We start from the raw sequence: 14,192 nt of genomic DNA, 5'->3' as shown, positions 1-14,192 counted from the left end.
GAATCCAATGTCTGGCATAGCCATTCCTATGGGTCCGCGGGAATACCCTCCGCGGCCGGCGAGTCCGTGGCATTTCGTTGCGCCCGGCACCCTTGACAGCGTGCGTACTGATTCGCGACGTTTGAGCATCGCCAACACATCGGAATCTCGGTCATCGACCGCCGGACGAAGCGCACCCGAGGCGGTTCGGCGGCAGAGAACGAAGTGGCAGGGCGCGGACTACGCGTCATAGGGGGGAACGATCGCCATGCGATCCAACAGCCGTGATCCATACGCCTTTCCGGCCCGCGCCGACACCGGACTCTCTCCCGCGGAGTTCCCGGAAGGGCGGTCGATCTGAGGTGGACATCACGATCCACAGACCCGGCGAGCTGAGCGCGGCGCTGCGCCGGGACTGGCACCGCGCGATGGACGAGTCGCCGGAGTACGCCAACCCGTTCCTGGCGCCCGAGTTCGCGATCGGGATCGGCAGGTATCGCGCCGGGGCGAAGGTCGCGGTCCTGCGGGAGGGCGGGGAACCGGTCGGCTTCCTGCCGTACGAGCGCGACGCGCTGGGGGTCGGCCGGGCCGTCGGTCTCGGACTGTCCGACTGCCAGGCCCTCGTGCACCGCCCCGGGGTCACCTGGGAGGCCCAGGACCTGCTCGGGGCCTGCGGTCTCGCCATCTTCGAGTTCGATCACCTGGTCGAGGAGCAGCAGCCGTTCGCGCGGTACGTCACGGGGCGGTTCTCCTCGCCGGTGATCGATGTGAAGCCGGGTGACGGCGGTTATCCGGAGTGGCTACGGGCCACGTACCCGGGGCTGGCCAAGACGACGCTGAAGAAGGAGCGGCGCCTCGGCCGGGACGTGGGCGAGGTGCGGTTCGTCTTCGACGAGCGCGACCCGCGGATGCTGCGCACGCTCATGCGGTGGAAGTCCGCCCAGTACCGCAGGACGGGACGGATGGACCGGTTCGCGCGGCCCTGGATCGTCGATCTGGTGGACCATCTCTTCCACGTCCAGGAGGAGCACTTCACCGGTGTGCTGTCCGTGCTGTACGCCGGTGACCGGCCGGTGGCCGCGCACTTCGGCCCCCGGTCGAGCACGGTGCTCGCCGCCTGGTTCACCGCGTACGACCCCGAACTGCATTACTACTCACCGGGGTTGATGATGCATCTGCGCACGGCCGAGGCCGCGGCCCGCAACGGCGTGACGCTGGTGGACCTGGGGCGGGGCGACAAGGAGTACAAGGACTGGCTCAAGACCCGCGAACTGAGTGTGGGGGAGGGGTTCGCCGCGCGTCCGCACCCGGTGGCCGCGGCCTACCGGATGTGGCGGCGACCGGTGCGCGGCCTGCGCAACACGGTGCTGGCCCATCCACGGCTGCGCGAGCCGGCCGACCGGCTGCTGAAGACGGTCGGCACCCTGCGCACCTCGCGCCGCCCCGTCGCCGGCCCGGTGCGGGACCGGGCCCGCTGAGCACGCGTCCCCGAAGCGGCGAGGACCGGACGCACCCCGGGCCGGGTGCGCCCGGCCGTGCGCGCCCGCAGGGCACCCCACCCCTGTGGCAGGTTCTGGTCAAGGGCTGTCCAAATCCCGGACGCTCCCTCCCTCGCGTGATCGGGTCTGCGGCGAGATGTGTCCACGCCCGTTCGGGAGGATCCGGTGTCAGCAGCAACCCGCACCTCGCCCCGTACTTCAGCGCGCAGGAGACGTTGGCTCACGGCCTGCGCCCTCACCGCGTCCGCCGCCCTGGTCGCGCTCCCCGCGTCCGCCGCCCCGGGCGGCAACAACAGCCCCTTCGGGGCCCGTACCCTCGCGCGACTCGCCGCGCAGCGCACACACTCGGCGCATGCCGTCACCCCCAGGCTGACCGCCGAGGACGACGACGGCAACGAGGCCGACGAGATAGCCGAGGGCGCCGACCAGTACGCCGAGGCCCGCACCTCGCCCGGCATCGTCGCGCCGGGCGCCTACGGCGCCGCCTGGCGGAGCCTCACCAACCTGCCGCGCACCGGCGGGAACTGGCGCGATCTCACCGCTCTGCCCTACGACTCCGACGACGCCCGCTACCGGGACTTCGACTCCAACTCCAGTGGCGGCTCGGGCAGGGTCACCGGCCGGATGGCCGCGATGGCCGCCGACGACGACGGGTACGTGTACGCGGGGAGCGCCGGCGGCGGTGTGTGGCGCTCGCGCTCCGGCGGCGGCCACTGGCAGCCCGTCAGCGACCGGCTCCCCTCGCAGTCCACCGGCGCGCTCGCGCTCGACGGTGCCGGGCGGCTGTGGCTGGGCACGGGCGAGGCGACGACCAATGCGGACGCGTACCTCGGCAGCGGCGTGTACGTGCTGTCCGACCCGCACCACGGCACCTTCTCGACGCGCGGCCGGGTCGGCGGCGACGAACTGGAGAGCACCACCATCCACGAGCTGCGCTTCGGCGGCGGCAAGGTGTGGGCGGCGACCAGCGAGGGCGTGTGGAGCCACTCCACGAAGAAGATCACCGGCGCCTGGAAGCTGGAGTTCGCGCCCAACCCCGACTACCTGCCGGGCGGCACCAAGGCGAACGACCCGTCGGCCGCGTACAAGAACATCGCCAACGACATCGCGATCGACCCGAAGGACCCCTCGAAGGTGGTCCTGGCGGTCGGCTGGCGCAGTGGCGACGACTACAACGGCTTCTACACCAAGGTGCGGGGCACCTGGACGCGGATCACCAGCGGCCTGGGTGACCTGCCGTCCGACGCCGACGGCGTCGGCAACGTCACCTTCGCGCGCTCCGCCGACGGCTCGCGCTACTACGCCATCGACCAGTCGCCGGAGCAGCTGAACACCAACCCGGACAGCGGTCTCGAAGGCATCTTCGTCTCCAAGTCCGGTTCTCCCACCGGCCCCTGGACGAAGATCGCCGACTACAAGGGCCTGGCCGCCAGCGGTTCGGCGCTGACCTCCAGCGGCTACATGCCCGGCATCCAGGCCTGGTACAACCAGTTCCTGACCGTCGACCCGAGCGACGCACGGCACGTGTACGCCGGGCTCGAAGAGGTCTACGAGTCCAAGGACGGCGGCGACACCTGGTCCACGGTCGGCCCGTACTGGAACTTCGGCTTCTCCTGCTGGAGCATCGACCCCGCCAAGCAGACGGGCGACTGCCACCCCACCACCCACTCCGACCAGCACGGCGTCGCGATCGGCCGCCACCACGGCAAGAGCTTCGTGTACGTCGGCAACGACGGCGGCGCCTACCGGCGCCCGGTCGACGGCTCCCAGGACTCCGCCGGGCACGCCACCGACTGGACCTCGCTGAACGACGGCACGATCGACACCCTCCAGTACTACTCCGTCGGCATCGGCAAGGACCTGGCGTACGGCGGTGACTCGGTCACGGGCGGTCTGCAGGACAACGGCCAGTCCCTGCTGCGCGGCAACGACACGGTGATGGGCTCCAACTTCGGCGGCGACGGCGGCGACACCCTCACCGATCCCGCCAACGGGTGCAACATGGCCGAGGAGTACGTCTACCTCGCCGTCCAGGTGACCCAGAACTGCGCGGTCAACGACGGCTCCTGGATCACCGACCCGACCAAGGTGACCTCGTACAACGTCGCCCCGGCGGACAACACGACCAGTGAGGCCCGCTTCATCGCGCCGCTCGCCGCCGACATGCGCAGCAGCTCGACCTGGATCGCCGGCGGCCGCCACATCTGGGTCCAGACCCACGGCTACGCCATCCGCAGCGGCACCGAGTGGAAGAGCCTGTACGACCTCGGCGCCGGCCGCACCGCGACGGCCGTCGCGGCCTCCGGCGGCAAGGTCTACGCGGCCTGGTGCGGCCCCTGCAACAACCAGGGCTTCGCCCGCGGCATCGCCGTCGGCAACGCGGACGGCACCGGCTGGCACGACATCACGCTGCCCGCCACCGGAGCGGACGGCACGGTGCCCAACCGCTACCTCAGCGGCTTCGCCGTCGACCCCCACGACGCCGACCACGTCTACCTCGCGGTCAACGGCTTCTCCCGGCACTGGACGGAGGGGCCCGGCGCGGGCGTCGGCCATGTCTTCGAGTCCAAGGACGGCGGCACCACCTGGAAGGACATCTCCACGAACCTCCCGGACGTGCCGACCAACTCCGCGGTCGTGACACCGAACGGCGGCCTGGCCGTCGCCACCGACCTCGGTGTCGTCTACCGTGCGCCGGGCCGCACGAGCTGGCAGCGGGTCGGCGGGCTGCCGGCCGTCGCCGTGCTCCAGTTGAAGCTGAGCCCCGACGGCAGCACCCTGTACGCGGCGACGCACGGCCGGGGCATCCGCGCCATCAAGGTGCGCGACTGCGACTGACCCGGGGAGGGGGGTGATCCCGGCCGCGCTCGGCCGTGTCCGGCGGCTCACGGGCCGTCGGGTGCCGGGGTCACCCCTCCCGCGCGTACGGCACCACCCGCACGTCGAGAGTGAAGGCGACGCGCGGCGCGCCGGCGATGTCCGGCGCCTTCGCGAGCGCGGTCACCCGGGCCGCTCCGGACCGGGCGGCAGCGCAGCGCAGCGAGGCGTGCGCGGTGCCGTCCGGGTCGAGCCGCCAGCCGGACGGCAGGGCGAGGGCGGGCGCCGAGGTGTGTACGGCCGTCCACCGCTTGTCGTCGATCCGGGGCCTGAGCATCAGGGCCACGACCGTCCCGGGCCGCACGCACAGTGAGCGCACGGCCGGATCACCCGGGGCCACGGTGACCTGCGCGTGCCCGGCGGCACAGTTCCCGGCCGCGCCCGAGGGCTCGGACGGCTCGGCCGCACCGCCGGACGCCGAGGCGCCGCACGCCGTCAGGACGGCCACCCCGGCGGCCACGCACACTCCTGTCCACCACCGCATGTCCGTACCTCCCGGGCCGCCCCCCGTGTCCACCAGCATGCCCACACGCTCCGGCGGGGTCGCGTCCGTCGGGCGGTCAGGACGTCTCGGCCACCCCGGCGTGGATCAGCAGGAGCCGGGCCAGGTCACGTGCCTCCGTGGGGGTGAGGGCCGCCCACATGCCCGGTTCCCCGCCCTGAGCCCGGCCGACATCCAGGGTGACCCGGCTGATGGGCCGGCCCGCCGTCTCCAGACGGAGGCACTTCACGGCTATCGGGCGGCCGCAGGAGGTCACCAGCCGCGTGTCACCGGCCGTACCCGACCGGTCCTGTTCCGTCGTCGCAGTCGTCGCTACAGTCGCCGTCGTCCTCATCGGATCGCCCCTTCCTCGGGATGCTCTACCGGCTCCCGTCGGCGATCGGTCACCCTGGGACTCGCGTACCTGGCGGGGTATCAGGTGCAGCATCCGGCGGACCCGGTTTGTTCCCGGTGCGCCGGGTCCGGCGGTCGACGGATCAGACCCCGCCCACGGCGAACGGCGCCCGGCCCACGGCGAAGACGGTGAGGACGGCCGCGTGGTCCGACGGCCACTCGTTGCCGGCGACATCCGGCCAGGGCCGCGGCGTGCCGCTCACGACGGTCCGCGAGTCGAGGGCCGTGAGCCCCCGGTGCAGGACGAAGTCGATCCGGTCCTGCGGCTCGGGCCGCCCGCTGCCGTCCTCGTGCACCGGGTGGATCGGCGACCAGGTGTGTCCGGGCTCGGCGGCCGGGTCCGGGTGGGCCTCCCGGTAGGAGTCGGCGAACCCCGCCTCCTGCGCGGCCTTGGTCACGGGCCACTCGACCTCCGCCCGGTCCAGGTGGGAGGGGCAGTTGAAGTCGCCGACGAGGACGACGGGTACGGCGTCGTCGGCCGCCTCGGCGATCCGGCCCAGCGTGTCCCGCATCTGCGCGAGGCGCACCTCCTCGTGGGCGATCAGCTCCGCCGCCGGGAGCCCGTCGAACGCGGACTCGTAGGGCCCGTACGGCGTGTAGTGGAGGTGGGCGGTCCAGACGTCCACCTCGCGGCCGGGGGCGACCTCGATCCGTACCCCCGCGGCACCGTAGAAGCCGACGTCCGGGTCGCCGAAACGGGCGGTGATGGGGTGACGGCTGATGATGCCGAGGTTCTCGCCGGCGCGGTGGTGGTGCCAGCCCAGCGCCTCGGCGAGCTCCTGGGCCGAGGCGCCGGCCGTCTCCTGGAGGCCGACGACGTCCGCGCCCGTCTCCAGGACGACCTTGAGCTGCTTGGCCCGGTGGTCGTCGATCGCGGCGCCGCCGAGCCAGAGGTTCCAGGACATGACCCGCAGTTCCGGCGCGACCATGTTCCGCAGCTCCTTCGGTGTGACGCCGACGAGGCTGTCGCGCACGGTCCGGCCGGGCGCGCTGTCGATCGGCGCGAGGGACGGCACGGCCAGGACCGCGCAGCCGGCCGCCTCGGCGGAGGCCACGCCGGTCTCGGTGTCCTCGACCGCCACGCAGCGCACCGGCTCGACGCCGAGGGCCCGGCAGGCGGCGAGGTAGGGGTCCGGGGCGGGCTTGGTCCGGCTGGTGTCGTCGGCCGTGACGGAGACCGCGAACCGCTCCGGCCCGAGCGCGTCGAGCACCACGTCGGCGACCGCGCGCGGGGACGCGGTCACCAGGGCGGTGGGGATGCCGGCGCGGGCCAGCGCGTCCAGCAGATCGAGGGCGCCGGGGCGGGGCACGATGCCCGTGCGGACGCGGTCGGCGAACTCGCGGTGCAGCTCGGCCGCGAGGTCGCTGCCGTCCCGGCCGTCGGCGGCCGCGAGCCAGGCGGCGGTGTGCTCGACGGGGCGGCCGAGCACCTCCGGCTGGTCGGCCTCGCCCAGCGGGCGTCCGGCGACCTGCTCGACCGCCTCCCACCACAGCCGCTCGGTGTCGACGAGCGTGCCGTCCATGTCGAACAGAACGGCCTGCAGCGGGAGTGCGGAGGTGTGGGGGGTCACGTTGTTGTCGTTCCTCACTTCTGGATACGTTCGGCCACCAGCACCGGCCGCTCGGGCAGCGACACGCCGACGGCGGATCCGGCGCCGAGCCCGGCGGCCTCGTGGGCGGGCAGGTCGGCCTTGGCCTCGGTGCCGTCGGCGAGCCGTACGGTGACCCGGACGACGGCGCCCAGGAAGGCGGCGGCGACGACCCGGGCGCTGCCCTGCTCGTCGGCCCGCACCTGGACGGACTCCGGCCGCACCAGCACGTCGACCGCGCCGTTCGGTGCCTCGCCGTCGGCCGGCAGCCGCTGCCCGAGCACCTCGACGGTGCCGTCCTTCAGCTCGCCCGGGATCCGGCTCATCGTGCCGACGAACTCGGCGACGAAGGCGGTGGCGGGACGGCCGTACAACTCGGCGGGCTCGGCGCACTGTTCGAGCCGTCCGGCACGCATGACGGCGACCCGGTCGGCGACCGAGAGGGCCTCCTCCTGGTCGTGGGTGACGAAGAGGGTGGTGATGCCGAGCTCCTGCTGGAGCCGGCGGATCTCCTCGCGCAGGGTCAGCCGGACCTTGGCGTCCAGCGCCGACAGCGGCTCGTCGAGCAGCAGGACGCGCGGGCGCAGGGCGAGGGCGCGGGCCAGCGCGATGCGCTGCTGCTGGCCGCCGGAGAGCTGGTGCGGGAACCGCTCTCCCTTGTCGCCGAGGCCGACCAGTTCCAGCAACTCGGCGGCACGGGAGCGCCGTTCGGCGGTGCGGACCTTGCGCATGCGCAGTCCGAAGGCCACGTTGTCCACGGCGTTCAGATGCGGGAAGAGGCTGTACGACTGGAAGACCATCCCGGCGTCCCGGCGGTGGGCCGGCACCTGGGTGACGTCCTCGCCGTCCACCAGCACGGCGCCGGAGTCGGGCTGCTCGAAGCCGGCGAGCATGCGCAGCGCGGTCGTCTTGCCGCACCCGGACGGGCCGAGCAGGGCCAGGAACTCCCCCGGGCGGACGGTCAGGTCGAGTCCGTCGAGGGCAACGGTGGTCCCGAACTCGCGTCGCAGGCCCCGGAATTCGACGGTGGCGGCCTTCTCGGCGGTCGCCTTCTCAAGCGTGGTGACGGTCATGGTTCAACCCCGGGAGGAAGCGGTTCGGGTGCGTCCGCCGGCACCGGCGAGCACGAGGAGCAGGGCCCAGGTGAGGAGCAGGCTGAGCACGGACACGGCGACGGACATCTGGGCCTGGGAGCCGCCGACGTTGTAGATCCACACGGCGAACGGCTGGAAGCCGAGCAGCCGGGCGACGGTGAACTCGCCGAGGACCAGGGCCAGCGTGAGGAACGACGCGTTCAGCAGCGCCCCGCGCAGGTTCGGCAGTACGGCCCGGACGAGGGCCTGCGGCCAGGACGCGCCACAACTGCGCGCGGCCTCGACGAGGGTGCGCACGTCCATGGCGCGCAGACCCGCGTCCAGGGCGCGGTAGACGAACGGCAGGGCCATCACGACGTAGGCGAGGACGAGCACGACCGGGAAGGTCGGGTTCTGGATCGCCACGAACGTCTGGAACAGCGGGGTCCGGGACAGGTGGTCCGGACCCCACTTCAGCACGGTGACGATCCCCGCGACGAACGCGATCGGCGGCACCACCAGCGGCAGCGAGCACACGACCTCCACCACCGGCCGCAGCCTGGGCGCGCCGAGCCGCAGCGCGACCACGGCGGGCACCATCAGCAGCAGGACGACCACGATGGTGGCCACGGCCAGCTCCAGCGAGAGCAGCAGGCTGGAGGTGAAGCCGTCGGCGGACAGGATCTGCGTGTACGCGTCGAAGGTGACGCCGTGGCCGGGCACGTCGACCGTGAAGATCACGGACGCGGCGAGCGGCACCAGGAAGTACAGCGCGGCCAGGCCGAGGACGGCCCAGCGCCAGGGGGTCAGGCGTCGAGCCATCGGGCGCTCCGTCGTTGCAGGGGCAGGTACACGGCCATGACCAGGCCCGCCACCAGCACCATGTCGAGGCTGAGGGCGAGGGCGACGTTCTCCTGGCCGACCAGCACGTTGCCGGAGAGGGCGTCGGCGATCTGCAGCGTGACCAGCGGGACCGCGCTGCCCACCATCGCGGCGGCGGTGGCGTAGGCGGCGAAGGCGCTGCCGAACAGCAGTACGAGACCGCCGAGCAGCGAGGGCGCGAGCACGGGCAGGGCCACGTGCCGCCAGTACTGCACCCCGGTGGCGCCGTTGTTGAGCGCGGCCTCCCGCCACTGGACGCGCAGACCGTCCAGGGCCGGGGTGATGGTGAGCACCATCAGCGGGATCAGGAAGTACAGGTAGACGAGGACCAGGCCCCAGAAGCTGTAGAGGTCCCAGCCCTTGTCCGTGAGGCCCAAGTGCACCGTCAGCACGCCGGCGTTGCCGAGGGTGGCGACGAAGGCGAAGGCCAGCGGGACGCCGCCGAAGTTGGCGAGCACACCGGAGGCGGTCAGCACGGCCTCGCGCAGCGCGCGGGAGCGGGAGCTGACCACGGCCTGCGCGAGCGGCAGCCCGAGCAGGGCACCGAGCGCGGCGGAGATCGCCGACAGCTTCACGCTGCCCACCAGTGCGGTGAGGTACGGGCCCTGCAGTGAGGCCGAGAGGTTCTCGGCCGTGTAGGAGGCGGCGCCGGTCGTCTGGTCCTTGACCGTGAAGGCGCCGTCCAGGATGGCCAGGGCGGGCAGCCCGAAGGCGATCGCCGTGAACGCCAGCAGCGGCACCACGGCCAGCCAGCCGGGGGCGCGGCGCCGCCGCTTCGCCGAAGCGACGGGCGCCACGTCCGTACGGGGGAGAGCGGTCGTCATCCGGAGACGGCCTTACCCCAGCCCTGTCCGATGACCGTCTTGGCCTTGCTCTGCTGGGCCTCGGTCGGGAAGGACGGCGTGCCGGAGACCTGGGGGAGCTTGGCGGCGGCGGTCTTGTCGAGGGTGCCGGCCTTGTCCATCGAGGTCATCAGCGCCGGGCGGGCGTAGCCCTTGAGCCACAGGTTCTGGCCCTCGGCGCTGTACAGGTACTCCTGCCACAGGCGGGCGGCCGCCGGGTGCGGGGCGTCCTTGTTGATGGCCTGGGAGTAGAACTGGGCGTACTGGCCGTCGCTCGGGATCGCGACCTTCCAGTCGACGCCCTTGGACTTGAACTCGTCGGCGTAGCCGGCGTTCAGGTAGTCCCAGTCGATGCTGATGGGCGTCTCGCCCTTCTCGACCGTGGCCGGGGTGGACTCGACCGGCGTGTAGTTGCCGTTCTTCTTCAGCTTGGCGAAGAAGTCGAGGCCGGGCTGGATGCTGTCGAACGAGCCGCCGCTCGCGAGGGCCGCCGCGTAGACGCCGCCGAAGGCCGAGCCGGACTTGGTCGGGTTGCCGTTGAGCGCGACCTGGCCCTTGTACTGCGGCTTGAGGAGGTCCTTGAAGGTGGTCGGGCAGGCCTTCACGCGCTTGGCGTCGCAGCCGATGGAGATGTAGCCGCCGTAGTCGTTGAACCAGCGGGCCTGCGGGTCCTTCTGGCCCTCGGGGATCTCGTCGTAGGAGGCCACCTTGTAGGGCGCGAGCAGGCCCTGCTGGGCGGCGCTGAGGGCGAAGGAGGAGCCGAGGTCGAGGACGTCCGGGGCGCGGTCCTGGCCCTTGCGCGAGGTCACGGCGTTGATCTCGTCCTGGCTGGAGCCGTCGGGGCTCTCGTCCTCGATCTTGATGCCGTACTTCTTCTGGAAGCCGTCGATGATGGCGCCGTAGTTCGCCCAGTCGCGGGGCACCGCGATGATGTGCAGCGTGCCCTCCTTCTTGGCCGCCTCGACGAGGGCGTCGAGGCCGCCGAAGTCGGCCGCGGAGGTGGCGGTGGCGGCGTTCTTGCCGTCCTTGGTCTTGGTGGACGCGTTGTCGGGGGCGGCGCCGCAGGCGCTCAGCGCGAGCGCGGCGACGACGGCGAGGGAGCCGCCGAGGACGGCGTTTCTCGGCAGGGACACGGTCACGGTCTCTCCAGGGGTGCGCACGAGGGTTGGGCGGTGCGTTGGGGAACTGCGGAGAACTTGTATGAACAAGTTGCGTCACAGTACGCCCGCCACAGGTGTCCTGTCTGTAAACCGTGACGAAACTTTGAGCCCTTGTTGTGTGCACAATCCAGACCGTTGCAGATCACGCTCAGGTCTCGATTAGGCTGGTCACGCTGTGCACAGCGACCTGAGCAGAGGGGAAGCATGACGGCGCGACACGAGGAGATCGCCGACGAGCTGCGGCGCGCGATCGACCGCGAGGAGTACACGGTCGGCAGTCGGCTGCCCTCGGAGGCGGAACTCGCCGCGCACTACGGCGTCTCACGCGGCACGGTCCGCCAGGCTGTCGCGGCGCTCACCGCCGAGGGCCTGATCGGTTCCCGCCAGGGCGCCCGCCGCGTGGTGCTGGCCAGCCGCCGCAGCCAGAGCTTCGCGGAACTGCGCAGCTTCGCCCAGTGGGCACGCGCGATGGGCCGGGAGGCGACCGGGAGCGTGGTGGCACAGGGGTACCAGCCGGCCCGCGCCGAGGACGCCGTACGCCTCCACCTGCCCGAGGGCACGCCGGTGCTGCACGTGCTGCGGGTCCGGGGGCTGGACGGGGAGCCCGTGCTGCTGGAGCGGACCGTGTACGCCGACTGGATCTCCCCGGCCGTCGAGGCGATCGAGCCCGACTGCGCCTCGGTCACCCAGCGCCTGTACGACGAGACCGGCCTGGTCTTCGCCTACGGCGAGCACGTCATCGACGCCGTCGCCGCGGGCGCGCAGGACGCCGAGCTCCTCGGCATCCGCCGCACCAGCCCGCTGCTGCGGGTGCGCCGGGTGACCACGACGCGCGAGGGCCGCCCGGTGGAGTGGTCGGACGACCGTTACCGCTCGGACGCCGTGAGCTTCAGCGTCCACAACTCGATCGACAACAACGCGCTGGCCCGCAAGACCGCCGAGTGACACGGCGCAGGCCCGCGCGAGCGGGGCGCCACCCCGGCGGCCGGCCCGTGCCTCGGCGGGTCGCCAGGGTGCCGGTGTCGTCCGGGTGCCGGCGTCGTCCGGGTGTCGGCTAGTCGAAGAGCCCCTTGACCACCCGCGCCGCCGCCTCGCTCTCGGCGGCGGGCGGCGACAGCTCGCTCAGCGTGTCCAGGTCGGTGTCGTCCCGCAGCTCCAGCTCCCAGGCGTCGGCGAGCCGCACCTGCTCCTCACGGGGCAGTTGCTGGACCTTCTCCCGGTCGTGAGGGCTCAGGGCGACCAGGAAACGCTCGACGGTATCGATCGGCATCCACTTCTCCTTCGTCACGAGGGGGCGGCCCCTGCGGGCACCTCTCCAGCGTGATCGGCCCGGAGCGTTCGCCGTGGACGTCGTGGACACCGTGGCCCATTCGGACCCGAACGGAGCACACCGGTACGGCGGACGCGGCACCGGGCGCGCCCACGGAAGTACAAGACCCGGCGCACCGGAGTCCATTGCCGCGGGCACCGCCGGGCCGGATCGTTCCCTGCGTCCGCCCCTTCGGCACCAAGGAGCCCCCGTGCGACTCTTTCGCAGAGCGGGCGGCGCCGTGGCCGCGGCCGTCGCCCTGGTTCTGGGCGGCGGCACGCCGGCGACTCCGGCGCCGGCCGCGTCCCCTCCCGCCGCCTCCTCAGCCGCCTCGTACAGCGTGACCGTCGGCGATCCCGTACCGTTCCCGCATCCCACGGACACCCCGGCGAGCCCGTACCTCGACAAGGACGGCACGTTCCACTTCCAGCAGTCCGCCGCCCTCTACGGCGCGAGCGACCCGCGCACCTGGGACTTCTACACGGGCCGCGACTTCGACACCGCCACCTTCGACCGCACGCTGAGCGAGGCCGTGAACCCGGCCGATCCCCTGGACCGCAACGACGACACCACCTGGCGGTGCAACAACAGCCCCACGGGGCGCGAGGCGACGTACGCGCCGAGCGGTTCGGGCTACGCGCAGAAGAACTACTGCGACCTGTCCGGGGTCTGGGTCGACCCGGACACCGGTGACTGGTACGGCCTGGTGCACAACGAGTTCACCCCCCAGCCCTTCGGCGACCGCCTGCACTACGACGCCATCGACTACGCCGTCTCCACCGACCAGGGCCGCACCTGGAGCATCGAGGGGCACGTCATCACGTCCCCGTTCAGCACCGGGCGCGGGGACACCGCGGCCTTCCCGCACCAGACCTACTCCTACGGTGACGGCGACCAACGCCTGTTCGTCGACACCGCGTCCGGCTACTTCTACGTGTACTACGGCTCGCGGATCGTCGAGAAGAACGGCGGCTGGAAGGCCTTCCACGAGCACGTGGCACGCGCCCCGATCTCCGCGAAGATGGCGCCCGGCTCGTGGCGCAAGTGGTACGACGGCACCTGGTCGCAGCCCGGTGCCGGCGGCCGGGAGAGCAACATGGTCCCGGCGGACTCCGCCCACCCCACCGGCTACACACCGGTCTCCGGCGAGTACGACCCGGCGAACACCGGCACCGTCGACGAGCAGGTCGCGGCGGGGAAGATGCCGCCGACCTCGCCCCTGTTCGTCATGAACATCGCCTACGACGCCCATCTGGGCCTGTACATCGGCGAACCCCAGGCCGTCGACCAGAGCGGACGGTCACCGCAGTACTTCTACGCCACCGACGACCTGAGCAGCCAGAAGTGGCGGCTCATCGGGGACACCGGCGGCTACACCAACGCGTCCTGGTACCGCTGGTTCCTGGACGGGGGGAACCGGACCGGCTCCACCGTCGTGGGCAGGACGTTCCGCTCCTACTGCGCCTTCGGCTGCTCCGGTGACGCCTCGGGCGAGTACGTCGACGTCACGATCGACTCCGCCGCCCCCGCCGCGCCGCCCGTGGACGGCGACCGCGCCTACCGCATCGCCGGCGGCGCCGGCCGCGTGCTCGCCCAAGGCACCGGCAGCGCGGCCACCTCCGTCGCGCGGACCACCGGATCCGACCGGCAGGCGTGGTTCTTCACCCCGGTCGGCGACGGCTCGTTCACGCTCACCAACGCCGCCACGGGCCGCCTGCTGGGCGTGCCGTCGACCTCCGCCGCCGGCCGCGCCTGGGGTACGCGGCCCACCGTCACCAGGGAACGGGCGAGCGGCCCGACCGTCGGGCAGCAGTGGTTCCTCATCCCCACCACGTCCTCCGACGGCGCGTGCCGCACCGGGACCTGGCGGCTCGTCAACCGTTACAGCGGTCTGACCCTCGGCCTGTCCGCGGCCTTGGGCCGCCACGCCGAGACGACCCCGGTGCGCAGTTGGACGGACAGGAGCGGCAGCCCTGTCGGGGGCGGCCGCACGGCGGACGAACAACTCCTGTCGCTCACCCCGGTCGGAGCTCCGGCGGCATGACCTCCCGCGGGCCGTGCCGGACCGCGCAGGCCACGGCCCGCCC

The 14,192-nt window shown here is 72.4% G+C and carries 12 protein-coding genes; 4 read left to right on the top strand and 8 right to left on the bottom strand.

All coding sequences use genetic code 11. The annotated features are described in order from the left end of the window. Positions 1-341 precede the first annotated feature (341 nt). Together ACWGKT_RS41580 and ACWGKT_RS41575 are read left to right on the top strand one after the other, a co-directional pair. Positions 342-1,457 (top strand): GNAT family N-acetyltransferase, encoded by a 1,116-nt coding sequence (locus tag ACWGKT_RS41580; RefSeq protein WP_453277768.1) that lies wholly within the window; start codon positions 342-344, stop codon positions 1,455-1,457. Positions 1,458-1,643: 186 nt separating this feature from the next. Continuing rightward, positions 1,644-4,316, top strand: a complete 2,673-nt coding sequence (locus tag ACWGKT_RS41575; RefSeq protein WP_453277767.1) for a glycosyl hydrolase — start codon at positions 1,644-1,646, stop codon at positions 4,314-4,316. A 70-nt stretch (positions 4,317-4,386) separates the two neighbouring features. Here ACWGKT_RS41575 and ACWGKT_RS41570 read toward each other — a convergent pair whose 3' ends face one another. The 7 genes from ACWGKT_RS41570 to ACWGKT_RS41540 form a co-directional block, all read right to left on the bottom strand. Further along, positions 4,387-4,878: a hypothetical protein gene (locus ACWGKT_RS41570; protein WP_453277766.1), complete on the bottom strand. Its 492-nt coding sequence runs from the start codon at positions 4,876-4,878 to the stop codon at positions 4,387-4,389. A 37-nt stretch (positions 4,879-4,915) separates the two neighbouring features. After that, positions 4,916-5,191 (bottom strand): hypothetical protein, encoded by a 276-nt coding sequence (locus ACWGKT_RS41565; RefSeq protein ID WP_453277765.1) that lies wholly within the window; start codon positions 5,189-5,191, stop codon positions 4,916-4,918. 142 nt (positions 5,192-5,333) lie between these two features. Next, on the bottom strand, positions 5,334-6,821 hold the full coding sequence (locus ACWGKT_RS41560; RefSeq protein WP_453277764.1) for an HAD-IA family hydrolase: 1,488 nt from the start codon (positions 6,819-6,821) through the stop codon (positions 5,334-5,336). A gap of 14 nt (positions 6,822-6,835) precedes the next feature. Beyond that, positions 6,836-7,912, bottom strand: coding sequence for an ABC transporter ATP-binding protein (locus ACWGKT_RS41555; RefSeq protein ID WP_453277763.1), 1,077 nt, complete (start codon positions 7,910-7,912; stop codon positions 6,836-6,838). A 3-nt stretch (positions 7,913-7,915) separates the two neighbouring features. Continuing rightward, positions 7,916-8,734: an ABC transporter permease gene (locus ACWGKT_RS41550; protein WP_356156006.1), complete on the bottom strand. Its 819-nt coding sequence runs from the start codon at positions 8,732-8,734 to the stop codon at positions 7,916-7,918. Continuing rightward, the gene (locus ACWGKT_RS41545; RefSeq protein ID WP_356156003.1) at positions 8,719-9,618 is read right to left on the bottom strand and encodes an ABC transporter permease; all 900 of its coding nucleotides are present in this window, start codon (positions 9,616-9,618) and stop codon (positions 8,719-8,721) included. Before ACWGKT_RS41545 ends, ACWGKT_RS41550 begins: the two co-directional genes overlap by 16 nt. Continuing rightward, entirely contained in the window at positions 9,615-10,775 is a 1,161-nt protein-coding gene (locus tag ACWGKT_RS41540) for an ABC transporter substrate-binding protein (RefSeq protein WP_453277762.1), read from the bottom strand. Before ACWGKT_RS41540 ends, ACWGKT_RS41545 begins: the two co-directional genes overlap by 4 nt. A 225-nt stretch (positions 10,776-11,000) precedes the next feature. On the opposite strand from ACWGKT_RS41540, the gene ACWGKT_RS41535 reads away from it, so the two are divergent. Beyond that, positions 11,001-11,741, top strand: a complete 741-nt coding sequence (locus tag ACWGKT_RS41535) for a GntR family transcriptional regulator (RefSeq protein WP_453277761.1) — start codon at positions 11,001-11,003, stop codon at positions 11,739-11,741. Between the two features lie 109 nt (positions 11,742-11,850). Here ACWGKT_RS41535 and ACWGKT_RS41530 read toward each other — a convergent pair whose 3' ends face one another. Further along, positions 11,851-12,066, bottom strand: a complete 216-nt coding sequence (locus ACWGKT_RS41530) for a hypothetical protein (protein WP_235453676.1) — start codon at positions 12,064-12,066, stop codon at positions 11,851-11,853. Between the two features lie 250 nt (positions 12,067-12,316). Between ACWGKT_RS41530 and ACWGKT_RS41525 the strand changes: the two genes are divergently transcribed. Continuing rightward, on the top strand, positions 12,317-14,149 hold the full coding sequence (locus ACWGKT_RS41525) for an RICIN domain-containing protein (RefSeq protein ID WP_453277760.1): 1,833 nt from the start codon (positions 12,317-12,319) through the stop codon (positions 14,147-14,149). Positions 14,150-14,192: the final 43 nt, after the last annotated feature.

It is taken from the genome of Streptomyces sp. NPDC054794 (genome assembly GCF_053611585.1).
The sequence above is the reverse complement of the archived record's forward strand: the minus strand, read 5'-3'. Positions and strand labels throughout refer to the sequence as shown.